We start from the raw sequence: 24,890 nt of genomic DNA, 5'->3' as shown, positions 1-24,890 counted from the left end.
CCAGCCGGTGCCGTTATGGACGACAATGGCGTTAATTTTACGCTGTTTTCCCGGCACGCCGAACGCGTGGAGCTCTGTCTGTTTGATGAGCAGGGCGTGGAGACGCGCAGAGATTTACCGGGCCGTACCGGTGATATCTGGCACGGCTACCTGGCGGGCATAGGCCCGGGCCAGCGCTATGGTTATCGCGTACACGGCCCGTGGCAGCCACAGCAGGGGCACCGCTTTAATCCGTTTAAGCTGCTGGTGGACCCCTGTGCGCTGGCGATTGAAGGCGGCGTGCCGGACGACCCGCGCTTTCAGTGTGGCGATAGTGAAATGGATCAACGCGACAGCAGCCCGGTTGCGCCGAAAAGCGTGGTGCTGTCCGGTGACTTCAACTGGGAGGGCGACAGCGCGCCGCGCGTTCCATGGGGAGAGACGGTTATTTATGAGGCGCACGTTCGCGGCCTGACTCAGCGCCATCCGGGCATTCCGCCTGAGATACGCGGCACCTATGCCGCGCTGGGCCATCCGGTGGTGACCGACTACCTGAAGCGCCTTGGCATCACCAGCCTGGAGCTGTTGCCCATCGCCTGTTTTGCCGATGAGCCGCGTTTGCAGCGCGCCGGGCTGACTAATTACTGGGGCTATAACCCGCTGGCGCCCTGGGCCGTTGATGCCCGCTACGCCTCGGGCGCGAATGGGGCGGATCCTCGTAGTGAATTTCAGCAGGCGGTCAAAGCGCTCCATCTGGCAGGTATCGAGGTGATTCTGGACGTGGTGTTTAACCATACCGCGGAACTGGAAGAGACTGGCCCGACCCTCTCCGGCCGCGGCGTGGACAATAAAAGCTACTACTGGCTGGGTGAAAGCGGTGAGTACGAAAACTGGACCGGCTGCGGCAATACGCTAAACACCAGCCAGCCCAGCGTCATGCAGTGGACGCTCGACTGCCTGCGCTACTGGGTGGAGGTCTGTCATGTGGACGGTTTTCGCTTCGATCTGGCCCCGGTGCTGGGCCGCACGCCGGAATATCGTCGTGATGCGGAAATGATGCAGCTGATCAAAGCCGATCCGCTGCTCGGCAACTGCAAAATTATCGCTGAACCCTGGGATATCGGCCCGGAGGGGTATCAGCTGGGGCAGTTCCCGCCGCCGTTTGCAGAATGGAACGACCAGTTCCGCGACGTCATGCGCCGCTACTGGCTGCATGGCGATATGACCAACGGGGAGTTTGCCAGCCGGTTTGCCGCCTCCAGTGACCTGTTTCAGCAGGATGACAGGCGACCCTCGGCGACCATCAACCTGATTACCGCCCATGACGGCTTTACCCTGCGTGACGTGGTCAGTTTCAACCAGAAGCACAACGAGGCCAACGGTGAAGATAACCGTGACGGGCATAACGCTAACTTTAGCCATAACCACGGGGTGGAAGGGCTCGATGCCCCGCAGGCGGTCAGGGAACAGCGTCGTCGCAGCGTACAGGCCCTGCTCACCACGCTGCTGCTGTCGCAGGGTACGCCGATGCTGCTGGCCGGTGATGAGCACGGCCACAGCCAGCACGGCAACAATAATGCCTACTGCCAGGATAACGCGCTGACCTGGCTCAACTGGGATGATAACGATAGCGAACTGTTCGCCTTCACCGCCGCGCTCATCCATCTGCGGCGACGTATTCCGGCGCTCGGCTGCGATAGCTGGTGGCAGGAGGGCGATGGGAACGTTGAGTGGCTCGGCCAGCATGGAAAGCCGCTGGATGCCAGTGCGTGGCAGGAGGGGCTGCAACCACTGCAAATCCTCCTCTCGCAGCGCTGGCTTATTACCATGAACGCCACCGAAGAAGTGTGCGAACTGATATTACCCCTGGGGGAATGGCGCGCCATCCCTCCTTTCGCCGGGGATGATAACCCGATTCTGTCAACTGTCTGGCATGGAGCCGCGCACGGCGTGTGCGTATTCCACAAACAATCATAACAGGAGTCAGACATGGTCAAATTAGATAAGAACGATCCCCTGATGCTGGCAAGACAATTGCCATCTCAAACTGTTGCCCTGATCCTGGCGGGCGGACGAGGCACGCGATTGAAAGACCTGACCGCGACCCGCGCCAAGCCCGCCGTCCACTTCGGCGGAAAATTCCGCATCATCGATTTTGCTCTGTCGAACTGCCTGAACTCCGGGATCCGACGGATCGCGGTGATCACCCAGTATCAGTCCCACACGCTGGTGCAGCATATTCAGCGCGGGTGGTCCTTTTTAAATGAGGAGATGAACGAGTTTGTCGACCTGCTGCCCGCGCAGCAGCGGCTCTCGACCGAGCACTGGTATCGCGGCACCGCCGATGCCGTCACCCAGAATCTCGATATCATTCGCCGCTATCAGGCGCAGTACATCGTGATCCTGGCCGGCGATCATATCTATAAAATGGACTACTCACGGATGCTGCTGGATCACGTGGAGAACGGCGCGAACTGTACCATTGCCTGCCTGCCGGTTCCCATTGAAGAGGCCAGCGCATTCGGGGTGATGGCGGTCAGCGACGATAACAAAGTGGTCGGCTTTCTCGAAAAACCCGCCGATCCACCTTCGATGCCGGGCGATAAAACCCAGGCGCTGGCCAGCATGGGAATTTACGCCTTCAACGCCGAGTATCTCTATCAGCTGCTTGAAGAGGACCTGGCGCTGCCGGAGTCGAATCACGACTTCGGCAAGGACATCCTGCCCAGGGTCGTGGCAACCGGCGAAGCGCTGGCCCACTCCTTTAGCGACTCCTGCGTGCAGAGCGATCATAGCTCACTGCCCTACTGGCGTGACGTGGGTACGCTCGAAGCCTACTGGAAAGCTAACCTCGATCTTGCCTCAGTGATGCCGGAGCTGGATATGTACGATCGCGACTGGCCGATCCGCACCCATATGGAGCCTCTGCCGCCTGCGAAATTTGTCCAGGATCGATCCGGCAGCCATGGCATGACGATGAATTCGCTGGTATCGGGAGGCTGCATTATCTCGGGTTCGGTGGTGGTCAATTCGGTGCTGTTTTCCCGCGTGCGCATCAACTCATTTTGCAATATTGATTCCTCCGTTCTTTCGCCGGACGTGGTGGTTGGACGCTCGTGTCGCCTGCGCCGCTGCGTGATTGATCGTGCCTGCGAACTTCCGGAGGGGACCGTCATTGGTGAGAACCCGGACGACGACGCGCGCCGTTTTTATCGTTCTGAAGAGGGCATTGTTCTGGTGACCCGCACTATGTTGGCGAAGTTAGGCTGGCGGAACTGAAGCCTTTAACAACGCCGGGCCGTAATAAGAAAAAACATCTGATGCGGGTCAATGCGTCAGCATACAGTTAAGGGGTTGATAATGCAGGTGTTACATGTCTGTTCAGAGATTTTTCCACTGCTAAAAACGGGTGGACTAGCTGATGTTGTCGGAGCATTACCTGCGGCGCAAATCGCAGAGGGGATTGATACCAGAGTATTGATCCCGGGTTTCCCGGATATTAAAAAAGGGGTGAAGGATACCCAGGTTGTCGCCACGCTGCAGACGTTCGCGGGCAGAGTAGAGCTGCACTATGGAGAATTTGCAGGCGTAGGGATTTACATCATTGATGCGCCGGGGCTGTATGACCGGCCAGGCAGTCCCTATCACGATGAATCGCAGTACGCCTATACGGATAACTATCTGCGCTTCGCGCTGCTGGGCTGGATGGGATGTGAACTGGCCTGCGGCGTGGATAACCTGTGGCGACCGGAAGTGGTACACGCGCATGACTGGCACGCGGGCCTGGCCTGTGCCTATCTCGCCGCGCGCGGACGGCCTGCTAAATCGGTCTTCACCGTGCATAACCTCGCCTATCAGGGGCTGTTTGCCGCGCACCATCTGGAGGAGATAGAGCTGCCCGCCGCCTATTTCGATATGTTCGGCCTGGAGTTTTTCGGTCAGATCTCCTATCTGAAGGCGGGTCTGTTTTTTGCCGATCATATTACGGCGGTCAGCCCAACCTATGCGCGGGAAATCACCCTGCCTGAGTTTGGCTACGGCATGGAGGACCTGCTGCGGCAGCGGCAGATGGAAGGGCGACTAACCGGCATCCTGAACGGTGTCGATCCGGCCATCTGGGACCCGGCGCACGATCTGCTGCTGACCGCGCGCTACAACCGCGATGTCCTTGATGCGAAGGTTGAAAACAAGCGCCAGCTGCAAATTGCCATGGGGCTGAAAATTGATGAGAAGGTGCCGGTCTTTGCCGTCGTCAGCCGCCTGACGAAACAGAAAGGGCTGGATCTGGTACTCGAGGCGCTCCCCGGGCTGCTGGAGCAGGGTGGTCAGCTGGTGCTGCTGGGGGCGGGTGATGCCGTTCTGCAACAGGGCTTCCTTGCCGCGGCGGCGGAGTATCCGGGGCAGGTGGGCGTGCAGATTGGCTATCACGAGGCGTTTTCCCACCGGATTATGGGCGGAGCCGACGTGATTATGGTGCCGAGCCGCTTTGAGCCCTGTGGCCTGACGCAGCTCTACGGGCTGAAATACGGCACGCTCCCACTGGTCCGGCGCACCGGTGGCCTGGCGGATACCGTCAATGACAGCTCGCTGGAAAACCTTGCCGACGGCATTGCCAGCGGATTTGCCTTTGAGGACAGCAACGCCTGGTCGCTGCTGCGCGCCATCCGCCGCGCCTTTGTTTTGTGGTCCCGTCCCTCGCTGTGGCGCTACGTACAGCGCCAGGCGATGGCGATGGATTTTAGCTGGCAGGTGGCCGCGCTGGCCTACCGCGATCTTTATCAGCGGCTGTTGTAATCAGTGAATGGGAAAATTGCTATGAAGGCTCCTTTTACCTACACCGCCCCCACGCTAAGCGTGGAGGCGTTAAAACATTCCATTGCCTATAAACTGATGTTTACCCTGGGTAAGGATCCGGTCATCGCCAACAAGCATGAATGGCTGAATGCTACGCTGCTGGCGGTGCGGGACCGTATGGTTGAGCGCTGGCTGCGTTCCAATCGCGCGCAGCGCTCGCAGGATGTTCGCCAGGTCTATTATCTGTCGATGGAATTTTTGGTCGGGCGGACGCTCTCCAACGCGCTGCTCTCCATGGGGATTTACAACGATGCCCGCGACGCCCTGAATGAGATGGGGTTCGACCTGGAGGAACTGATCGAAGAGGAGAGCGATCCGGGGCTGGGCAATGGGGGGCTTGGGCGGCTGGCAGCCTGTTTCCTGGACTCGCTGGCGACGCTGGGGCTACCGGGACGCGGCTACGGCATTCGTTATGATTACGGCATGTTCAAGCAAAATATCATCGACGGACGCCAGGCGGAATCACCGGATTACTGGCTGGAATATGGCAATCCCTGGGAGTTCCAGCGCTACAACACCCGCTACAAGGTGCGCTTCGGCGGCCGTATTCAGCAGGAGGGCAGTCGCTCCCGCTGGCTGGAGACCGAAGAGGTACTGGCCATGGCGTACGATCAGATCATCCCCGGCTATGATACCGATACCACTAACACGCTGCGGCTCTGGAGCGCACAGGCCAGCAATGAAATCAATCTGGGGAAATTTAACCAGGGCGATTATTTTGCGGCGGTAGAGGATAAAAACCATTCAGAGAACGTTTCCCGCGTACTCTACCCGGACGACTCTACCTACTCCGGACGGGAGCTGCGCCTGCGCCAGGAGTATTTTCTGGTCTCGGCGACGGTACAGGATATTCTTGCCCGCCACTGGACGATGCATAAAACCTTCGACAATCTGGCAGACAGGATTGCTATTCACCTGAACGATACTCATCCGGTGCTGGCCATCCCCGAACTGATGCGTCTGCTGATAGATGAGCATAAATATAGCTGGGACGATGCGTTTGAAGTGACCTGCCAGGTCTTCTCCTACACCAACCACACCCTGATGCAGGAGGCGCTGGAAACCTGGCCCGTGGATATGATTGGGAAAATCCTGCCGCGGCACCTGCAAATTATTTTCGATATTAACGATTACTTTCTCAAAACCATTCAGGAACACTATCCCGACGACTGGGATTTGCAGGCGCGCATTTCGATTATTGATGAAAATAACGGGCGTAAAATACGGATGGCCTGGCTGGCGGTCGTGGTCAGCCATAAGGTTAATGGCGTCTCTGAACTGCACTCTACGCTGATGGTCCAGTCGCTGTTTGCCGATTTTGCCGCGCTGTTTCCCGGCCGCTTCTCCAATAAAACTAACGGCGTGACGCCGCGTCGCTGGCTGGCGCTGGCTAACCCGTCGCTCTCCGGCGTACTGGACGAAACGATTGGCCGGACCTGGCGTGTGGACCTGAGCCAGCTGGACGAGCTGAATCAGTATATTGACTACCCCAGCTTTTTGACGCAAATCAGCGACTCCAAGCTGAAAAATAAGAAACGCCTGGCAGAATATATTGCGCAGAAAATGGATATTGTTGTTGATCCCCACGCGCTGTTCGACGTGCAGATCAAACGTATCCATGAATATAAGCGCCAGCTGCTTAATGTGCTGCACGTCATTACCCGCTATAACCGCATTAAGGCCGACCCGGATGCAGACTGGGTACCGAGGGTGAACATCTTTGCCGGTAAGGCCGCCTCGGCATACACCATGGCGAAGCATATTATCCATCTGATCAATGATGTGGCAGAGGTGATCAACAACGATCCCCAGGTACGCAATAAGCTGAAGGTGGTCTTTATTCCCAACTACAGCGTCAGCCTGGCGCAGATCATTATTCCGGCCGCCGATCTCTCTGAGCAAATTTCACTGGCGGGTACCGAGGCTTCCGGCACCAGTAATATGAAATTTGCCCTTAACGGCGCGCTGACCATCGGTACGCTGGATGGTGCCAACGTTGAAATGCGGGAGCACGTTGGTGAAGAGAATATCTTTATCTTCGGAAATACCACGCCGCAGGTAGAGGCACTGCGAGCGGCTGGCTATAACGCGCGCGAAATCTATGAGCAGGATGCCGAACTTCATCTGGCGCTGACGCAGATTGCCACCGGGCAATTCAGCGCACAGGATCCAGGGCGTTACCGGAATATTTTTGATTCCCTGGTAAGCCTGGGCGATTACTATCAGCTGCTGGCGGACTATCGCAGCTATGTGGACACACAGGATAAGGTAGATGAGCTGTATCGCAATCCCGACGACTGGACGAGAAGGGCGCTGCTGAATATTGCCAATATGGGCTATTTCTCTTCTGACCGCACCATTCAGGAATATGCGGATGAGATTTGGGGGATAAAGCCGGTACAGCTTTAGGTTTAGGCGGGGGGATAAATAAGAGCGGGGGGGGCACACCGGACCGGTTCGCACTGCTGTCAGTTATAGCTGACAGCAGTTTTACCCCGTCCCGCTGTTATTTCGTCATTAAGAAGCCAGCGATAGCGCAGGCTTTTTCGCATGCTGCGCCAGCCATGCCCCAACGTGCGCGCGCTGCTCGTCATTCAGCCACATACCCAGCTTGGTACGGCGCCACAGTGCATCATCCTGCTCACGCACCCACTCATTGGCTACCAGGTAGCGCAGTTCCGCTTCATACAGATGATGGCCAAACAGCTCGCCCAGGTCCTCCAGGCTTTTGGCTTCTTTCAGGAACAGCTCGGTGTTGCTGCCATAGGTACGGGCATAGTGACGCGCCATGGCCTCACTGATAAACGGATAGCGACGACGCAGGCTGGCGGCGTAGTCTTCACGGGTGCCGGCAATATCGCCCCCGGGCAGCACGCAGGATTTGGTCCATGCCGGGCCTGCTTTAGGATAATACTTCGCCAGCTTTTCCATCGCGTGTTCAGCCAGCTTGCGATAGGTGGTCAGCTTGCCGCCAAATACCGACAGCAGCGGTGCCTGGCCGTTATCATCGCGGACGTCGAGCGTGTAGTCACGGGTGATAGCCTGAGGCGAATCCGATTCATCATCACAGAGCGGACGGACACCGGAATAGGACCAGACGATATCCTCAGCGGTCAGCGCCTTTTTAAAGTGGCTGTTAAACACGTTCAGCAGATAGGCTGTCTCTTTCTCATCAATATGCACGTTTTTCGGGTCGCCCTTATACTCGACGTCGGTCGTGCCGATAATGGAGAACTCATCCATCCAGGGGATCACAAACACGATGCGGTGATCTTCATTTTGCAGGATATAGGCCTGCTTCTGGGTGTGAACGCGCGGCACCACGATATGGCTACCTTTGATCAGGCGGATGCCGTAAGGGGATTTCAGCTTCAGGCCGTCGTCAAACAGCTCTTTAACCCAGGGACCCGCAGCATTGACCAGACCCCTGGCCTGCCAGGTAAAGGTTTTACCGCTGTCGACGTCTTCCGCTTCCACCATCCACAGATTGTTTTCACGCCATGCACGGGTCACTTTGGTACGGGTACGGACTTCGCCGCCGCGCTTTTCCACTTCCTGCGCGTTCAACACCACCAGGCGGGCATCATCAACCCAGCAGTCTGAATATTCGAAACCGCGCACGATCTCGGGCTTTAACACTGAATCTGCACCAAATCGCACACCTTTACTGCCGGGCAGGCTGGTACGCTTGCCCAGGTGGTCATACATAAACAGGCCTACCCGGATCATCCAGGCCGGACGCAGATGAGGACGATGTGGCAAACGGAAACGCATAGGGAACGCGATATGCGGGGCCATTTTCAGCAGGACTTCACGCTCCGCCAGCGCTTCGCTGACCAGGCGGAATTCATAGTGTTCCAGATAGCGCAGGCCACCGTGGATCAGTTTGGAGCTGGCTGAAGAGGTGGCGCAGGCCAAATCTTGCGCTTCCAGCATCAGTACTGACAGGCCGCGTCCAGCAGCATCTGCCGCAATCCCAGCGCCGTTGATACCGCCGCCGATTACGATCAAGTCTTTGGTTTCCACGTCATCCCCTCCGATGTTCGGAATAGTTCTCAAATGTTCGTTTTCGAGCACAATAATAATCGCAAACCAACATTGATGCCAGCGTTAACCGAATAAAAACATTTATGCGTGATGCAGGTAACAAAATTGCCCCCAGAAAAGAGGATTAACCCTGCGGCTATCCGGGTTATAGTCTTCATCGTTCGCGTTACAATGGATCTTATTTCGCTCTTACGGGACACCATCATGGATCAATTTCAGTGCATCAGCGTGCAGCAGGCCCAGGCACAGCTAATCGAAAAACAGGCGCAGATGGTCGATATACGCGATCCGCAAAGCTATGCGGTGGCACACGCCACCGGTGCGATCCACCTGACTAATCACTCACTGAGTGCCTTTATTGAACAGACCGATGTGGCCACGCCGGTGCTGGTCATGTGTTACCACGGCATCAGCAGTAAAAGTGCGGCGCAGTACCTGCTGACTCAGGGTTTTACTGAGGTCTACAGCGTAGATGGCGGGTTCGAGGCCTGGCAGGCCGCTTTCCCGCTGCGGGTGGAAAGCCTGGCATAAGGGGTGAGCGCAGGTTGGGTGTAACAGCCTGTACCCGGTAAAACAGTAAGATATCCCCGTCAAATTTCAGGTTGCAGGGGTGTTGGCTGCGTTCACTCACCCCAGTCATTTACCTTTTTAAGCTCCCGGGGATCCACTCTCTTGCCGCCTTCCTGCAACTCGAATTATTTAGGGTATATACTGTTCTTTTTTGATGATAAACAGGGACTTCCACGGCGATGATGCGCATTACTGAATTTTCCAATCCCCGTATGGCGCAGGCCTTTGTGGATTATATGGCTACCCAGGGCGTAGCGATCAGGATTGAACACGAGAACCAAAGCATCCTGTGGCTGGATGATGATACCAGGGTCAGCCTGGTTGAAAGCGAACTTGAGCGGTTTATCCGCGATCCTAATCACCCACGCTACCAGGCCGCGAGCTGGCACTCTGGCACCACCTCCAGCGGCCTTCGCTATCAGGGATCGTCGCTGATGGCTAACATCACCCAGCGCGCGGGACCGCTTACGCTGACGGTTATCGGTCTTTGTGTCCTGGTTTTTATCCTGATGCAGCTGCTGGGCGATCAAACCGTCATGTCGTGGCTGGCGTGGCCCAATGAAAACCAGCATTTTCAGCTGTGGCGCTGGTTTACCCCGGCTCTGCTGCACTTCTCGTTTCTCCATATCGCTTTCAATCTGCTGTGGTGGTGGTATCTCGGCGGGGCCATTGAAAAACGTCTCGGGGCCGGTAAGCTCTTTGTGATTTTGGTGATATCCGCCCTGCTCAGCGGCTGGATGCAGTCCCGCTTCAGCGGCGTAATGTTTGGCGGACTCTCCGGCGCGGTCTATGCGCTGATGGGCTATGCCTGGCTCAGAGGCGAGCGCGATCCCGATAGCGGCGTGTATCTGGAGCGTGGGATGATGGTCTTCGCGGTGGTCTGGCTGGTGGTAGGCTATATGGGGTGGTTTGGGCTGTCCATTGCCAACGCCGCGCATGTGACCGGGCTGCTGGTGGGGCTGGCAATGGCCTTTGTTGATACCCGTAATGTCAAATGAGCCTGTAGGTATAGCGGGCACGGTCGCGAAAACAGGAGAGCTATGTGAAGCAGACGCAACGTCATGACGCCATCATCGAGCTGGTGCGTCGTCAGGGGTATGTCAGTACGGAGGAGCTGGTGGAGCATTTTACCGTCAGCCCACAAACGATTCGCCGCGATCTGAACGATCTGGCTGAACAGAACAAAATTCAGCGTCATCATGGCGGCGCGGCCCTGCCGTCCAGCTCGGAAAATACGGCCTGGCAGGATCGCAAGAGAATGTGGTCGGCGGAAAAGGCGCGTATCGCCCAGCGGGTCGCCAGCCACATTCCCGATGGTGCCTCTCTGTTTATTGATATTGGCACCACGCCCGAGGCGGTGGCCCATGCGCTGCTTAATCACAGCAATCTGCGGGTGGTGACGAATAACCTCAACGTGGCGATGCTGCTTATGTCGAAACCCGACTTCAGCCTGATTATCGCTGGCGGCGAGGTACGCACCCGTGATGGCGGTATCATCGGCGAAGCGACGCTGGACTATATCTCCCAGTTCCGCCTGGATTACGGCATTCTGGGCATTAGCGGTATTGATATGGATGGCTCGCTGCTTGATTTCGACTACCACGAGGTGCGCACCAAGCGGGCAATTATCGAGAACTCACGCTGCGTGATGCTGGCGGTCGACCACTCCAAGTTTGGCCGCAATGCGATGATCAATCTGGGGGATATGGGCCTGATCGATTATCTGTTTACCGACGAAGCCCCGCCCCCTGGCGTGCTGAAGATGATTGAACAGCATGATGTGCATCTTGAGCTTTGCTGAAGTTTGACCCTTATCAAGTTGTAGCATGGATGCTGCTCCGCTTTCAGAACGTTGCCTTCACACCAGAATATCTTCTCCGCCGGGAAGCTTTTTTATCCGATCCGGTCTTAACTGTAAGAGCCTGTAATTGTGTTTTTTATCAACGGTGAGCCACAGCGCGGAACGCGCTTTTCATCATGATCAACGCCTGTCAGGCAGGGCAAACCGTAAGGACGGGACAATGGATAACAAGTTTGAGCAGGCTTCAGCGGCAGCGGGAATAGCCGCAAACTATATCAATGCAAAAGGTGAACCCGAGGCAATAAGCCATCAGGTTCGTCAGCGCCTGCTGGCTGCAATGTCTGAAGCTGGCAGGACGAAGCCTGGTCCGATCCCGGCCTGCAAAGTGTTTACCCGTCGGCGCAGCGTAAAGGTCGATATTGCCGGACGCGGCGAGTATCAGTGGCAGCTGGTGTTGGAAAGCGGACGGGAATACAGTGGCCAGGTAAGTGCGGGCCAGGCGCTGCCGCTGCCGGGCAGCCTGCCGTTTGGCTATCATCAGCTTCATCTTCACCAGGGTAAAAAAGACTGGACGTGCCGGATTATCGTCGCGCCAACGCGCTGCTTCGAGCCTGAACCGCTGCGGCAGGGGGCAAAGCTGTGGGGTGCCTGCGTGCAGCTCTACACCCTGCGGTCCGAAAGTAACTGGGGGATGGGTGATTTCAGCGATCTGAGACAGATGCTGGCGGAGCTTGCCGATCGCGGCGGTGCCTTTATTGGACTCAATCCAATTCATTCGCTTTACCCTGCCAGCCCGGAAAACGCCAGTCCATACAGCCCTTCATCACGGCGCTGGCTGAATGTGCTCTATATCGACGTAGCGGCGGTGCCGGACTTCCAGCAGAGCGTCGCTGCTCAGCGCTGGTGGCAGCAAAAAAACACCCAGGCGCAGCTGGCGAAGGCCAGACAGAGCGACTGGGTGGACTACTCCCGGGTGGCAGAGCTGAAAATTGCCGGCCTGCGGCATGCCTGGCAGCAGTTTGAGCAGCGCACAGCAGATGACCCGGCCGTTAGCGAATTTGAGGCGTTTATTGTCGATGGTGGATCAGGTCTCTGGTGGCAGGCGACCTACGATGCGCTGCATGGTGCGATGCTGCAGGAGGATGCAGCACGCTGGGGCTGGCCAGCCTGGCCGGAGGTGATGCAGGATCCCGGCGGCCAGGCGGTGCAGCAGTTTTGTCAGCAAAATAAGCGGGATATCCGCTTCTGGCTCTGGCTTCAGTGGCTGGCCGCAGGCCAGTTTGACGCCTGCTGGCAGCTTAGCCAGCAGCGGGGAATGCCGGTAGGATTATATCGCGATCTGGCGGTTGGCGTTTCAGAAGGCGGAGCGGAAACCTGGTGCGACAGAGCGCTCTACTGCCTGGGGGCGTCGGTTGGCGCGCCGCCGGATATCCTCGGCCCGCTTGGGCAAAACTGGGGGCTGCCGCCGATGGATCCGCATGTTATGGCCGCGCGCGGCTACCAGCCCTTTATCGACATGATCCGAGCCAATATGGCGAGCTGCGGCGCCCTGCGCATCGATCATGTTATGTCAATGCTGCGCCTGTGGTGGATCCCCGCCGGGGAAACGGCCAATTTTGGTGCCTATGTCCATTACCCGGTGGAGGATTTGCTGGCGATCCTGGCGCTGGAAAGTCAGCGCAACCAGTGCATGGTGATCGGGGAGGATCTGGGAACCGTCCCACAGGAGATCGTCGCCCTGCTAAGGGACAGCGGTATCTACTCGTGGAAGGTGCTCTATTTCGAGCAGCAGGATAAGGACAGCTACCGTTCCCCCGAGGCCTGGCCACGGCAGTCAATGGCCAGCGCCACGACGCACGACTTGCCTACCTTACGGGGTTTCTGGACGGCAGATGACCTGGCGCTGGGCGAGCGGCTGGGGCTTTACCCGGACAAAGTCATCCTGCGCGGACTTTATGAGGACCGCGCCCGGCAGAAACAGGCCCTGCTGAATGCGCTGCATCAGTATGGCTGCCTGCCAAAGCACAGCGGTAAAAAAGCCAGCCGGATGAAAATGAGCCACGAACTGAATCGCGGTATGCAGCGATTTATCGCTGATAGCGAAAGCGCTTTACTCGGCCTGCAACCGGAAGACTGGCTCGATATGGACAAGCCGGTTAACGTTCCCGGAACCACCGAACAGTACCCCAACTGGCGGCGCAAACTGAGCGCCACGCTGGAGGAGATGTTTGCCGATCCGCGCGTTAACCGCTTAATCAAAGACGTTGATCGCAGACGGTGACGTTTTAGTAGAAAGAGTGCTCGCCGCGCTGATGCTCGGTCAGGTCGCGCACGCCCTTAAGTTCAGGGAAGGCCACCAGCAGCTCTTTTTCGATGCCTTCTTTCAGGGTCACGTCAACCATTGAACAGCCGTTACAGCCGCCGCCGAATTGCAGAATAGCGTAGCCGTCGTCGGTAATTTCCATCAGCGAAACCTTGCCGCCGTGGCTGGCCAGCTGCGGGTTAATTTGTGCCTGTAGCTGGTACTCCACGCGCTCGATAAGCGGGGCGTCATCACTGACCTTACGCATCTTGGCATTGGGTGCCTTAAGCGTAAGCTGAGAACCCAGATTATCGGTAACGAAGTCGATTTCAGCGTCGTCCAGGTACGGCGCGCTCAGTTCGTCAACAAAGGCCGAAAGCTTGTCGAACTTAAGTTCAGTATCGGTGGCTTCAATGGCATCGGGTGGACAGTAAGAGACGCCACATTCCGCGGTCGGCGTACCCGGATTAATAACGAATACGCGGATCTGGGTGCCCTCTTCCTGTTTCGAAAGCAGTTTTGCAAAGTGCTCTTGCGCAGAATCAGTAATTCGGATCATGGCGATTGCTCAATAGTTGACTAATTTAGTTGGTTATAATACGCCCATCGCCGACGCTCTACAAGGTTCGGCACAGGCACCATATCTCTACGCTGGCCGCACCGGCGGCCAGCAGTATGCGGCTAATTTCCTGAGCGGTACTGCCCGTGGTGACCACATCGTCCAGCAGAGTGATATGCCGCTCCCTGACGTCAATTTCAACCCTGAATGCACCGCGTAAATTACGCCGCCGTGCAGATGCAGTTAAGCGGTGCTGGATTTTTGCCTTACGGGTGCGTTTAAGAGCCGCGGGGAGATAGCGGCAGCCGCAGCAGTGGGCCAGGTAGCGGGCGATGTCATCCATCTGATTAAAGCCCCGCTGCCAGGCGCGATTCTTCTGTAACGGTACCGTCATCATCACATCAGGTCTACGCAGCCCGTGCTGACGGCGGGCGGCGAGCCAGGCGAGCAGCATCAGCCTGGCCAGCATCAGCGAAAGCGCGGTGATGCGGTAAAACTTCAGGCGCTTAACCAGCGCCTTAACGGGCGGCTGCCAGTCGCAAACCGCAACGATCCTGCTCCAGGCCGGGGGGTGGACCAGGCAGCGACCACAGGGGGTTCCCTCATGCAGAGCGGGCAATCCGCAGCGTGGGCAGCACGGGGGCAGACGGGGCAGGTGGCGCAGGCACAGGCTACAGCAGCCATGATGGGCGATGGCTAACGGCATCTGGCATAGCCAACAGAGGGCAGGGATTGATAGCATAGCGGCCTCCATGGCAAAAACAGGATATTAACGGATGACTCAGCTTTACTGGCAGACTATCGGCGACGGCGATCGCGATCTTGTGATGCTGCACGGGTGGGGGCTGAATGCGGGCGTATGGCAGCATCTCATTGCGCGGCTCAGCCCTCATTTTCGTCTGCATCTGGTCGATCTGCCGGGCTACGGTCGCAGCCAGGCCTTTCCGCCGATGCACGTTGAGGAGATGGTTGAAACTCTGTTGCCGCAGGCTCCTGCGCGGGCGATATGGCTGGGCTGGTCACTGGGTGGCCTGGTCGCCAGCAAAATGGCGCTGCTGCACCCCGGGCGCGTAGCCGGACTGGTTAGCGTGGCGTCATCACCCTGTTTCACCGCCGAAGAGGAGTGGCCTGGCATCAGGCCTGAAACGCTAAGCGGCTTTCAGCACCAGCTTAGCGAAAATTTTCAGCGCACCGTTGAGCGGTTTCTTGCCCTGCAAACGCTGGGTACGGAATCGGCCCGTCAGGATGCGCGCCTGTTAAAGAGCGTGGTACTGGCCCTGCCATCCCCGTCGGTTGAAGTATTGAATGGCGGGCTGGAAACGCTGCGCACCCTCGATCTGCGCCAGGAAATGTTGACGCTCAGCGTGCCGCTGCTGCGTATTTATGGCGCCCTTGATGGCCTGGTCCCGCGCCGGATAGCGCCAGTGCTGGATAAAGCATGGCCCGGCAGCCGGTCGGTTATTATTGAAAAAGCGGCACACGCGCCCTTTATTTCCCACCCGGACGTTTTTTGCGATCGACTTAAGGAATTCGCCCTTGAAATCCCCCATTAATTTTCGCTTACAAAACTGGCAATTTATTCGTTTCCGGTAATAATCAGTGAGGTGAGCAGGGGCGCTTACTTTTACCTCTGAGCTGTCCAGGGAGCGGGCCCGGGTTTCCTCCCTGTCTGATCATCAAGCGGCTGCTTATTCCTTACAACAATATTAACTGGAGTATCTTTGATGAAAATGATTAAAACTGTTGCGATTGCTTTAGTGATGGGTTCTGTTTCTTTCGGTGCCTTTGCGGCAAAAGAAGTCACCAAAGAAGAAGTGAAAAGCATGAAGCTGGAAAAAATTGGCACGGTCAATACGACGGCGGAAACGACGTCACCGATGGATGCCAAACATGCGTTATCCAAACTGGCTGATGAGAAAGGCGGTAAATACTATCTGATTATCGCCGGTCGTGAGCACGGTAAATTCAGCGCCGTTGCAGACGTTTATAAATAATATGGCGGGCGGGGTCTCCCCCCGCCCGACTCCCCTCAGGCCCGTTGTGGGCAGCTTTCCAGCCACAGCCAGTGCCATGGGGCCAGCGTCAGTTCCGCCTCGCTCTCTATAATGACATTGTGATAAATATCACGGTAGCGTTCGCTCTCCGGCGGTGCCAAGGTTATTTCCCGACTGCTGAGGTTGTAAACACAAAGCAAAGCCTCCCCCCCCTTAACTGCCTGCCTGCGGAAAATAAACAGGGCATTATCGCTCGCCAGTACCGTCATTGGATTATCAGGGTGCAAGGCAGGCTGTCGGATCCGCAGCTGAATCAGTCCGCTGAGTGCGTAATAAACCCGATGGCGCAGCGTTTGCTTATTGGCGAGCGCCGCTTCAATGTCGTGGAGCGCATATTTCTCGCGGTTAACCGCCCGGTTATGCCCCGCCGCCTTAACCCCCGCCATATCATTCCGCGAGCCGAGAATACTCTGAATATATATCGCGGGAACGCCAGGGAAAGCCAGCAGTAGCGCATGCGCCAGCATAAAGCGTTGCAGGCGAATATCGTCACTCTCCTCTTTGCTGTTTAGTGCGTCCATATAGGTGACGTTAATTTCATAGGGACTGGCGGTGCCGTCAGGGTTATTTTTATAAGAAATCAGCGCGCCTTCCATCGCCAGATCCCGCACCAGCGACACTATTTCCGTCTCAGGTAAAAGCCCCCTCAGTGGATTCAGACCGATGCCATCATGGGAAGCCAAAAAATTGAAATAGGTGGTCCTGCCGTCGCCCGCTGGCAGCGAGCTGGCCCACTGCTTCAGCGCGCGGGACGAACCGTAATGGATGGCATGCAGTACCAGCGGCGGCAGCGAAAACTGATACACCATCTGCGCCTCGTCCTGCCCGTTGCCAAAATAGCTGATATTGTCCCGGTGCGGCACATTGGTTTCCGTCACAATCACCGTACCGGGTGCGACCTCACCGGCGATAGCGCGAAATAATTTAACCAGCAGATGGGTTTTTTCCAGATGAATGCAGGCGGTACCGGGGGTTTTCCACATATAGCCCACTGCATCCAGCCGGACATAGTCTGCCCCCTTCGCCAGATAGTCCAGCAGCACCTCCACCATCATCACCAGCACCCTGGGATTGGCGAAGTTAAGGTCAATCTGGTCCGCGCTAAAAGTCGTCCAGATAAACCGCGTGCTGCCATCGGCCAGCGTAAAAGGGGTGAGCAGAGGGGAGGTTCTTGGCCGGGTGACGCTGCTGAGATCGGTCGCCGGGGGCATACTGATAAAGAAATCATCCCAGCCGGGATCCATTGCCAGATAGTGTTTGAACCAGGCGCTGTGCGCTGACATGTGGTTGCAGACGAAATCAAACATCAGCCGGACGCGCTGATGCAGCGCGGCGACATCGGACCATTCGCCACAGGCCGGGCTGACCTGATGGTAATCCATTACCGAAAAACCATCGTCGGACGACCAGGGAAAAAAAGGCAGCAGGTGAACCAGGTTAAAGCTGGCGTGAAGATAGCGCTGATAAAAACGGCAGAAGGTTTGCAGAGTGGGGGCATCACTTTCACGAAACTGATCGGCATAGGTTATCAGCACCACATCTTTTTCATCCCAGTGGGCCTTGCGCGGGTGGTTGATGGCGCTGCGGGTATGTTGAATGCTTTCTGTCAGCCTTTCCCGACAGGCGGCGGGAAAGGTATGGTCATAGATTTTATCGAGCAGGCTGTTGATAATTTCCATTTTTATACAGTGCGCCACCGCATTTTTGGACAGCTACGTTAACTTTCACTGTAGACCCTGGAAGCAAAACCGCAACTGCAACGAAGCGGTCGACAAGGGCATGATGCCGCTAAATCAGTGACAGCTGCCGTTACGGGGGCAGCCGGGGCAGCCCTTTTCAGCAACGGGCCTGACCGCCAGCGGCGATGCAGGGAGCGTGATACTCCGCAGCACCAGCCACAGCACGACATTAAAGGCACATACCGCCAGCAGCACGATGGTGCTGTACTGAGGATGTTCACTAAAGGTCGCCACCTGATAAAACAGCGTTGCCAGGCACCAGGCCAGGTTCAGCCCCCAGAATATAGAGAACAGCATCCAGCGGCCGCTGCTTTCACGGGCAATCGCGCCCATCACCGATACGCAGGGCACGTACAGCAGCACGAAAATCAGGTAGCTATAGGCGGCGGCATCGTTGGCAAATTTGCTGTGCATCACACCCATCGCCCTGCCGGCCATCTCGCCGTCGCCTTTGCTGGCCTCAACGGGATTAGATAGCACGCTAAGGCTGAACGCCTCTTTTACTCCATCCCAGGTTTCCTCGACCGCCGTCGCCAGCTCCCCGGTCAGGCTGAAACTGGCGGCATCAAACGGCTCCTCATGCAGCGCCTGTGCGGTATAGAGCGTATTCAGCGTGCCGACTACCACCTCTTTTGCCATTGCGCCGGTGACCAGGCCAACCGTTGCCTGCCAGTTATCATCATGTATGCCCATCGGTGACAGCAGCGGCGTCAGATGGCGGCTGACGCTGGCCAGCGCGGAGTCATTAATCGTGGATACCGGCTGTCCGCTGAACGAGAAGCTGTTCAGGCCGCCTATCACCACGCAGACCAGAACAATCACTTTCCCGGCCCGCAGCACAAAGCTTTTCAGCCGCTGCCAGGTTTGTAATAGCAGGGTTTTCAGGTGCGGAACGTGCCAGGTGGGCAGCTCCATTACGAAGGGCGTGGCCTCGCCGCGCAGAAGCGTATGCTTTAACAGCAGCCCGGTGAGGATGGCCACGGCAATGCCCAGCAGATAAAGGCTGAAAACCACCAGCGATCCCCGCTGACCAAAAAAGGCGGAAGCGAATACCGCGAAGATAGCCAGCCGCGCGCCGCAGGACATAAAGGGCGCCATCAGGATGGTCAGCAGGCGCTCACGCGGGGCATCCAGCGTACGGGCGCCCATGACCGACGGGACATTACAGCCAAAACCGACAATCAGCGGCACGAAGGATTTACCCGGTAATCCTATCGCCTGCATCAGTCGATCCATGACAAAAGCGGCTCTGGCCATATAGCCGGAATCTTCCATCAGGGACAGGAACAGGTACATCAGGCCGATTTGCGGCACCAGCGGCATCACGGTATTGATGCCACCGCCAATGCCCTGTGCCAGGAACAGCGTCAGCGGCAGCGGGAAATGCAGCACTGCGCCGATCCACTGTATGCCATGAATAAAAATCGCCGCCGAGCCAATCTCAAATAGCGGCTGTAGCGCCCCGCCGAGATTAATGGCCAGAAAGAACATCAGGTACATCATCAGCAGAAATATGGGCAGTCCAAGCCAGCGATTAAGCACCAGGCTGTCGAGGCGGGCAGAGAGGCGATGCGGCGTGGCAAGGTGCGTATCCGTTACGGTGCGGTAAACGGCCTCAATGGCCTGATAGCGGGCAGAGACAATCTTTAGCGGGGCATCGTGCAGATTAAGTGCATCAGGCGATCCTGCGGGTGTTGCCACCCGGGCCAGGCTGTAGACATCCCCTTCCAGTGCCTGGAGCGCCAGCCAGCGCTGCTGTACCGGGGGAAGGTTTTCCGGCATGGCGTCGCACAGCTGCCGGACGCAAGCCTCGACATCAGCGGGGTAGGGGATGTTAACGTTACCGATGGAGCGACGAGCGTCGTCAATGGCTTTTTTCAGCCTGTCGATGCCCGTTCCCCGGTTCGACACCATCGGGATGACCGGGCAGCCGAGCTGTTTTTCCAGCGCGGCAACGTCAGGCGCGATATGCTGATTTTCAGCAATATCCAGCATATTCAGGGCAACGATGCAGGGCACCCCCAGTTCCTGAAGCTGGAGGGTAAGGTACAGATTGCGCTCAAGATTGCTGGCATCCACGACGTTGATGACCAGGTCAGCTTCGCCGCTCAGCATATAGCGGCAGGCGATCTGCTCGTCAGGCGAGGCCTGTTCCGATAACGTCGTCAGGGAATAGGTGCCGGGCAGGTCAATCAGCCGCACCTTGTGCTGAGCGGTGGTAAAGGTGCCTTCCTTGCGTTCAACCGTTACCCCAGCCCAGTTCCCGACCCGCTGCCGCGCGCCGGTGAGCTGGTTAAACAGCGTGGTTTTACCGGCGTTAGGGTTGCCAATCAGCCCGATGGTATACGTTTTCATCCTTACCTCCGCCTCAGTTCAGGGATTCAAGGCGAAGAAACGCCAGATCTTTTTTACGCAGCATCAGGCTGACGCGGCGCGTTTCGATTTGCACCGGGTCGCCAAAGGGCGCTACGCGCTTTACCTGGAAGGTCGCGCCGGGCAGCAGGCCGTGTGACAGCAGCTTCTGGCGAAACGCGGTATTGATGGTGGGCGAGAAACTAACGATTTTGTAGTGCTGCAAGGGTACAACAGGCATATTTTTACCCCGTGGCGCGGAAAATTGCCGCATCGTGATAATTGAGGGGGGTAATTATAATGAGAATTATTCTCGTCGGTATTGACGCAAAACAATTTTCAGGGGAGTGGGAAGGGCGGATACGGCGATCCGCCCTGGGGTAATGCCGTTATTTTTTGCCGAACGCTGCCGCCAGCGCATCGCCCATAGCGCTATTGCCGGCAGGCTGTGCCGGACGCGGACGGGATTTCGCCGCCGGACGGCCTGCATCACGGTTGTTGCTGGCCGGACTGCGGCGCGGTGAAGCGGCTTCACCCGGCTGTTCGTCCAGACGCATGGTCAGCGCGATGCGCTTGCGCTGCAGGTCAACCTCCATCACCTTGACCTTAACGATATCGCCCGCTTTCACCACCTTATGCGGATCGTCGACAAACTTATCGGAGAGGGAGGAGATATGTACCAGCCCGTCCTGATGAACGCCGATATCGACAAAGGCACCGAAGTTAGTCACGTTGGTAACCGCCCCTTCCAGCACCATACCCGGCTGCAGGTCGTTCATGGTATCAACGCCCTCAGCGAACTGCGCCGTCTTAAACTCCGGGCGCGGGTCACGGCCGGGTTTTTCCAGTTCCCGGATAATATCGCTGACGGTCGGTACGCCGAACCGCTCATCGGTAAAGTCCACCGCGCGCAGGGTGCGCAGCGCCGTCGGATTACCCATCAGCACATCCAGCGACTGTTCGGTGGCGGCCAGGATGCGCTGCACGACCGGGTAAGCCTCCGGGTGAACCGTTGAGGCATCCAGCGGGTTTTTACCCTGGCTGATGCGCAGAAAGCCAGCGCACTGTTCAAAGGCTTTTGGCCCCAGACGGCTCACCTTCAGCAGCTGCTGGCGGTCCTGAAAGCGACCATTCTCATCACGCCAGCTGACGATATTCTGTGCCATCATTTTGCTCAGCCCGGCCACGCGGGTCAGTAGCGGCACCGAGGCGGTATTCAGATCCACGCCGACGCCGTTTACGCAGTCTTCCACGACCGCATCCAGCTTTTTCGCCAGCTGGCTCTGGCTGACGTCGTGTTGATATTGGCCCACGCCGATCGATTTCGGGTCGATCTTCACCAGTTCAGCGAGAGGATCCTGCAGGCGGCGCGCGATGGAGACGGCCCCGCGGATCGAGACGTCCAGATCCGGGAACTCCAGCGCAGCCAGCTCGGAGGCGGAATAGACAGATGCGCCCGCTTCGCTGACGATCACCTTCTGCGCCTGTACCTGGGGGAATTGCTTCTGGACGTCGATAAAGAAGCGTTCGGTTTCACGTGAGGCGGTGCCGTTGCCGATCGCCACCAGCTCCACCTGATGTCGGGTGCAGAGTGCGGCCACCGCGGCGGCCGCTTTCGCCGCCTGCCCGGTATGCGGGTAAATGGTGTCGGTGGCAACCACCTTGCCGGTGGCGTCAACGACCGCAACTTTTACGCCGGTACGCAGTCCAGGATCCAGGCCCATGGTCGCCCGCATCCCGGCGGGTGCCGCCATAAGCAGGTCGTGCATATTGCGGGCAAAAACGTTGATTGCCTCATCTTCAGCGCGCTCGCGTACCGTACCCATCAGCTCGGTTTCCAGGTGCAGAAGCACCTTAATACGCCACGTCCAGCTGACCACGGCCTTACGCCAGGCGTCCGCTGGGGCGTTATTCAGCCGCAGGCCAAGGTGGTCGATAATAATCTGCTCGCCGTGGCTTTCGCGCGGCGGCTCGTCAAACTGTGGGTCCGGATTAAGCGATAGCTGCAATATGCCTTCATTGCGGCCGCGAAACATCGCCAGCGCACGATGGGACGGCACGGATGCCAGCGCTTCATGGTGATCAAAGTAGTCGCGGAACTTCGCGCCCTCTTCCTCTTTGCCTTCCGTCACGCGCGAGACTAGGTGGGCGTTCTTCCACAGCCAGGCACGTACCTGAGCCAGCAGCGTGGCGTCTTCTGCAAAGCGCTCCATCAGAATGTAGCGGGCGCCGTCCAGCGCGGCTTTGGTATCGGCAACGCCCTTATCGGCATCTACGAAGCGGGCGGCCAGCGTCTCCGGGAGGTGAGATGGATCCTGCCACAGCGTCTCGGCCAGCGGTTCCAGACCGGCCTCAATGGCGATCATTCCACGCGTACGGCGCTTTGGCTTATAGGGCAGGTAGAGGTCTTCGAGTTCGGTTTTGCTCAGGGTGTTGCTGATGGCGTTAGCAAGCTCGTCGGTAAGCTTGCCCTGGTCGCCGATGGATTTGAGAATCGCCTGGCGGCGCTCGGACAGCTCGCGCAGATAGCCCAGCCGGGTTTCCAGCTGGCGTAGCTGGGTATCATCCAGGCCACCGGTCACCTCCTTACGATAGCGTGCGATAAACGGCACGGTGTTCCCTTCATCCAGCAGACGAACAGCGGCATCAACCTGCTCTGTCCGTGCCTGGAGTTCATTTGCAATTATGCGGCTCAGTGATTCTTTCATCATCGGTTACTTTGTGGCTTAAGAGTCAGCGGACAGTTATACGGATTGCGGGCAAAAATTGCCAGCGGCGGGGCGGTAAATCCACGTCATTAGGAATTGTTCACATCAGTCATGCGGCGGGGGTCGAAATCTGTGATATCACGGCGGGAAAAATTAATTTCTGGTTGTTACAGTAACGTATGAAACAAAACCCTGTTCTCCCCGGTTTGTTTCAGCGTGAGCCGTCACCGGCGTAGTAAAAGCGTCGGCCGGATTAAATAAAAAGTACCCCGGAAAAGGAACTTAAGGATGAGTAAAAAGGAAGGAAACCCGCGCTCGCGGGACATTACCCCCATTTATCTGGGCGACGGAAAGTTTCAGTTTAAGGGCCCCCAGAAAGCCTGCTATTTGACATTAATGAATGGCGGAAGCTGGGCATGGGTTATGGACAGAGGTGACGGGGGCATTGCGTTTTGCATGCCTTTGTCAGACAGGGAAATTAAGCTCGCCCTGGCCATGTTGGGCGTTTCAGAGTCCCCCCGGTATACCCCGGAAACGGTTAAAGCGGCCGAAGCGTCTCTGACTGCTGCTGGCGCGCTGGCGCTGGCGCGAGCCCCGGGCGCGGTACAGCTGGCAATCGCCGGAGAAGGGGTGATGGGTGCTGCCAGCTCCTTGCTGGCCGCGTTAGGCCGGGCCGCCTCGGCTGTGGCCGCAGGCGCGGCAGGCGGCATTGCGATTGCCGCCATTTTCCATTCTCCGGAGGTGGGGGCTGGCAGCGACAGAGTGCCGGGGCGTGATGTCGCTGCGATGTTCGCAATGCCTGCCAGCACTCTGTTACCTAACAGGAAAGGGCTGGAGCCGGGCGTACGGACGGCAGACCTGGCGGTACGCGCTTCGCTGGTGATGAGCAACGGTGAGCTGGCGTTAAAATTGCTGAAAACCGGAGAGGGTGGATTACCGTCGGCGGTACCGGTCCTGACGGCGGTGCGGGATGCAGCGACAGGGCTGGATATCATCACGCTGCCTGCGGTAGCAGGCCAGCCACCGCGGACCATTTTGATCAACCCGGCTCCCGGGCCATCTTCGCCGTCAAATACCGGTAATTCGGCTCCGTCAGTCCCGGTAACGCCGGTGCATACCGGGACAGTGATAAAACCGGTTGGGACGATTCAGATCACCACCACGCCAGTGGCCGATCCGGGCGGGATGCAGGATTTTGTTTACTGGCAGCTGGACGCCAGCGGCAGCGGCGTGCAGCCGGTGTATGTGGTACTTAGCAATCCCCGAAATAGATTGGGTAAGGTCAGTGGTAAAGGTGAACCGGTTGGCGGAGACTGGCTTACTAATGCTGGTAAAGATCTTGGTGCTCCTATCCCGAGCCAGATCGCGGACAAATTACAAGGAAGGGAATTTGCGAATTTTGATGCGTTTCGTGAGGCTTTTTGGAAGGATGTGGGCAGAGATCCTGTATTGATTAAACAGTTCAGGGAAAATAATAAACGAAACTTAATGAAAGGTTACTCTCCTTTCCCTATTCCATCTGAACAAGTCGGGGGACGAATTCGATTCGAGTTACACCATGTCAAATTTATTAAGGATAACGGTGCAATATATGACATAGATAATATTCGAGTGATGACCCCTAAACGTCATATTGAAATCCATAAAGAGGATAATTGAGATGGAAAAGAAAACGATTTCTGATTATACCGATGCCGAGTTTTTATATTTTGTCAGAAAAATTTGTAATGCAGACTATGAAACAGAGGCTGAGCATACAAAGGCTGTTCTTGAATTCGAACGTTTGACCGAACATCCTCATCGCAATGGTCTTATTTATCATCCCATGGACGATCAGGATGACAGCCCTGAAGGTATTGTAAAAGAGGTCAGGGAATGGCGGGCTAAAAATGGTAAGCCTGGATTTAAACAAGGTTAATGTGTGG

Annotated in this window: 19 protein-coding genes; 12 read left to right on the top strand and 7 right to left on the bottom strand. The window is 57.1% G+C overall.

Annotated elements, in window-relative coordinates:
* Positions 1–15: 15 nt before the first annotated feature.
* From glgX to glgP, 4 genes are all read left to right on the top strand, one after another.
* Complete coding sequence (glgX, locus tag AAGR22_RS20430) at positions 16–1,956, top strand: glycogen debranching protein GlgX (RefSeq protein WP_345831633.1); 1,941 nt, start codon at positions 16–18, stop codon at positions 1,954–1,956.
* 12 nt (positions 1,957–1,968) lie between these two features.
* Positions 1,969–3,258: a glucose-1-phosphate adenylyltransferase gene (gene glgC, locus AAGR22_RS20425; RefSeq protein ID WP_067699925.1), complete on the top strand. Its 1,290-nt coding sequence runs from the start codon at positions 1,969–1,971 to the stop codon at positions 3,256–3,258.
* A gap of 81 nt (positions 3,259–3,339) precedes the next feature.
* Positions 3,340–4,773 carry a glycogen synthase GlgA gene (gene glgA / locus AAGR22_RS20420; protein ID WP_067699923.1) on the top strand — a complete coding sequence of 478 codons (1,434 nt, stop codon included), beginning with the start codon at positions 3,340–3,342 and terminating at the stop codon, positions 4,771–4,773.
* 21 nt (positions 4,774–4,794) lie between these two features.
* Positions 4,795–7,242: a glycogen phosphorylase gene (gene glgP, locus AAGR22_RS20415; RefSeq protein ID WP_345829309.1), complete on the top strand. Its 2,448-nt coding sequence runs from the start codon at positions 4,795–4,797 to the stop codon at positions 7,240–7,242.
* A gap of 108 nt (positions 7,243–7,350) precedes the next feature.
* Here the strand turns inward: glgP and glpD are convergent, their stop codons facing one another.
* On the bottom strand, positions 7,351–8,859 hold the full coding sequence (gene glpD, locus AAGR22_RS20410) for a glycerol-3-phosphate dehydrogenase (protein WP_067699919.1): 1,509 nt from the start codon (positions 8,857–8,859) through the stop codon (positions 7,351–7,353).
* Positions 8,860–9,084: 225 nt separating this feature from the next.
* Between glpD and glpE the strand changes: the two genes are divergently transcribed.
* The 4 genes from glpE to malQ all read left to right on the top strand — a co-directional run bounded on the left by glpE (position 9,085) and on the right by malQ (position 13,532).
* On the top strand, positions 9,085–9,411 hold the full coding sequence (glpE, locus tag AAGR22_RS20405; RefSeq protein ID WP_067699917.1) for a thiosulfate sulfurtransferase GlpE: 327 nt from the start codon (positions 9,085–9,087) through the stop codon (positions 9,409–9,411).
* 221 nt (positions 9,412–9,632) lie between these two features.
* Complete coding sequence (glpG, locus tag AAGR22_RS20400; RefSeq protein ID WP_345831632.1) at positions 9,633–10,448, top strand: rhomboid family intramembrane serine protease GlpG; 816 nt, start codon at positions 9,633–9,635, stop codon at positions 10,446–10,448.
* Positions 10,449–10,492: 44 nt separating this feature from the next.
* Positions 10,493–11,251: a DeoR/GlpR family transcriptional regulator gene (locus AAGR22_RS20395; protein WP_067699914.1), complete on the top strand. Its 759-nt coding sequence runs from the start codon at positions 10,493–10,495 to the stop codon at positions 11,249–11,251.
* A gap of 220 nt (positions 11,252–11,471) precedes the next feature.
* Entirely contained in the window at positions 11,472–13,532 is a 2,061-nt protein-coding gene (gene malQ / locus AAGR22_RS20390; RefSeq protein WP_345829308.1) for a 4-alpha-glucanotransferase, read from the top strand.
* A gap of 4 nt (positions 13,533–13,536) precedes the next feature.
* Here the strand turns inward: malQ and nfuA are convergent, their stop codons facing one another.
* Entirely contained in the window at positions 13,537–14,112 is a 576-nt protein-coding gene (gene nfuA, locus AAGR22_RS20385; protein ID WP_067699907.1) for a Fe-S biogenesis protein NfuA, read from the bottom strand.
* 58 nt (positions 14,113–14,170) lie between these two features.
* Entirely contained in the window at positions 14,171–14,854 is a 684-nt protein-coding gene (gene gntX / locus AAGR22_RS20380; protein WP_345829306.1) for a DNA utilization protein GntX, read from the bottom strand.
* Positions 14,855–14,888: 34 nt separating this feature from the next.
* On the opposite strand from gntX, the gene bioH reads away from it, so the two are divergent.
* Positions 14,889–15,665: a pimeloyl-ACP methyl ester esterase BioH gene (bioH, locus tag AAGR22_RS20375; protein WP_067699901.1), complete on the top strand. Its 777-nt coding sequence runs from the start codon at positions 14,889–14,891 to the stop codon at positions 15,663–15,665.
* A gap of 171 nt (positions 15,666–15,836) precedes the next feature.
* The gene (locus tag AAGR22_RS20370) at positions 15,837–16,106 is read left to right on the top strand and encodes a DUF1471 domain-containing protein (RefSeq protein WP_067699898.1); all 270 of its coding nucleotides are present in this window, start codon (positions 15,837–15,839) and stop codon (positions 16,104–16,106) included.
* Positions 16,107–16,141: 35 nt separating this feature from the next.
* Here the strand turns inward: AAGR22_RS20370 and AAGR22_RS20365 are convergent, their stop codons facing one another.
* From AAGR22_RS20365 to AAGR22_RS20350, 4 genes are all read right to left on the bottom strand, one after another.
* Positions 16,142–17,845 carry an alpha-amylase family glycosyl hydrolase gene (locus AAGR22_RS20365; protein ID WP_345829304.1) on the bottom strand — a complete coding sequence of 568 codons (1,704 nt, stop codon included), beginning with the start codon at positions 17,843–17,845 and terminating at the stop codon, positions 16,142–16,144.
* Between the two features lie 114 nt (positions 17,846–17,959).
* Positions 17,960–20,260, bottom strand: a complete 2,301-nt coding sequence (feoB, locus tag AAGR22_RS20360; protein WP_345829302.1) for a Fe(2+) transporter permease subunit FeoB — start codon at positions 20,258–20,260, stop codon at positions 17,960–17,962.
* A 13-nt stretch (positions 20,261–20,273) separates the two neighbouring features.
* Positions 20,274–20,498 (bottom strand): ferrous iron transporter A, encoded by a 225-nt coding sequence (feoA, locus tag AAGR22_RS20355; RefSeq protein WP_067699889.1) that lies wholly within the window; start codon positions 20,496–20,498, stop codon positions 20,274–20,276.
* 148 nt (positions 20,499–20,646) lie between these two features.
* On the bottom strand, positions 20,647–22,968 hold the full coding sequence (locus tag AAGR22_RS20350) for a Tex family protein (protein WP_345829298.1): 2,322 nt from the start codon (positions 22,966–22,968) through the stop codon (positions 20,647–20,649).
* A gap of 285 nt (positions 22,969–23,253) precedes the next feature.
* On the opposite strand from AAGR22_RS20350, the gene AAGR22_RS20345 reads away from it, so the two are divergent.
* Together AAGR22_RS20345 and AAGR22_RS20340 are read left to right on the top strand one after the other, a co-directional pair.
* Positions 23,254–24,624, top strand: coding sequence for an S-type pyocin domain-containing protein (locus tag AAGR22_RS20345; RefSeq protein ID WP_345829296.1), 1,371 nt, complete (start codon positions 23,254–23,256; stop codon positions 24,622–24,624).
* Position 24,625: 1 nt separating this feature from the next.
* Complete coding sequence (locus AAGR22_RS20340; RefSeq protein WP_345829294.1) at positions 24,626–24,883, top strand: bacteriocin immunity protein; 258 nt, start codon at positions 24,626–24,628, stop codon at positions 24,881–24,883.
* The last annotated feature ends 7 nt before the right edge of the window (positions 24,884–24,890 follow it).

The organism is Erwinia sp. HDF1-3R, assembly GCF_039621855.1.
In the GTDB taxonomy this organism is placed as follows: domain Bacteria; phylum Pseudomonadota; class Gammaproteobacteria; order Enterobacterales; family Enterobacteriaceae; genus Erwinia.
Note: the sequence above shows the minus strand (reverse complement) of the source record. Positions and strands in the feature narration are given on the sequence as shown.

Excerpts from the sequence above, each read along its gene's own strand:
- glgX (WP_345831633.1), top strand. The coding sequence starts at position 16 with ATGGACGACAATGGCGTTAATTTTACGCTGTTTTCCCGGCACGCCGAA.
- glgC (WP_067699925.1), top strand. The coding sequence starts at position 1,969 with ATGGTCAAATTAGATAAGAACGATCCCCTGATGCTGGCAAGACAATTG.
- glgA (WP_067699923.1), top strand. The coding sequence starts at position 3,340 with ATGCAGGTGTTACATGTCTGTTCAGAGATTTTTCCACTGCTAAAAACG.
- glgP (WP_345829309.1), top strand. The coding sequence starts at position 4,795 with ATGAAGGCTCCTTTTACCTACACCGCCCCCACGCTAAGCGTGGAGGCG.
- glpE (WP_067699917.1), top strand. The coding sequence starts at position 9,085 with ATGGATCAATTTCAGTGCATCAGCGTGCAGCAGGCCCAGGCACAGCTA.
- glpG (WP_345831632.1), top strand. The coding sequence starts at position 9,633 with ATGCGCATTACTGAATTTTCCAATCCCCGTATGGCGCAGGCCTTTGTG.
- malQ (WP_345829308.1), top strand. The coding sequence starts at position 11,472 with ATGGATAACAAGTTTGAGCAGGCTTCAGCGGCAGCGGGAATAGCCGCA.
- nfuA (WP_067699907.1), bottom strand. The coding sequence starts at position 14,112 with ATGATCCGAATTACTGATTCTGCGCAAGAGCACTTTGCAAAACTGCTT.
- gntX (WP_345829306.1), bottom strand. The coding sequence starts at position 14,854 with ATGCTATCAATCCCTGCCCTCTGTTGGCTATGCCAGATGCCGTTAGCC.
- bioH (WP_067699901.1), top strand. The coding sequence starts at position 14,889 with ATGACTCAGCTTTACTGGCAGACTATCGGCGACGGCGATCGCGATCTT.
- AAGR22_RS20370 (WP_067699898.1), top strand. The coding sequence starts at position 15,837 with ATGAAAATGATTAAAACTGTTGCGATTGCTTTAGTGATGGGTTCTGTT.
- AAGR22_RS20365 (WP_345829304.1), bottom strand. The coding sequence starts at position 17,845 with ATGGAAATTATCAACAGCCTGCTCGATAAAATCTATGACCATACCTTT.
- feoB (WP_345829302.1), bottom strand. The coding sequence starts at position 20,260 with ATGAAAACGTATACCATCGGGCTGATTGGCAACCCTAACGCCGGTAAA.
- feoA (WP_067699889.1), bottom strand. The coding sequence starts at position 20,498 with ATGCCTGTTGTACCCTTGCAGCACTACAAAATCGTTAGTTTCTCGCCC.
- AAGR22_RS20350 (WP_345829298.1), bottom strand. The coding sequence starts at position 22,968 with ATGATGAAAGAATCACTGAGCCGCATAATTGCAAATGAACTCCAGGCA.
- AAGR22_RS20345 (WP_345829296.1), top strand. The coding sequence starts at position 23,254 with ATGAGTAAAAAGGAAGGAAACCCGCGCTCGCGGGACATTACCCCCATT.
- AAGR22_RS20340 (WP_345829294.1), top strand. The coding sequence starts at position 24,626 with ATGGAAAAGAAAACGATTTCTGATTATACCGATGCCGAGTTTTTATAT.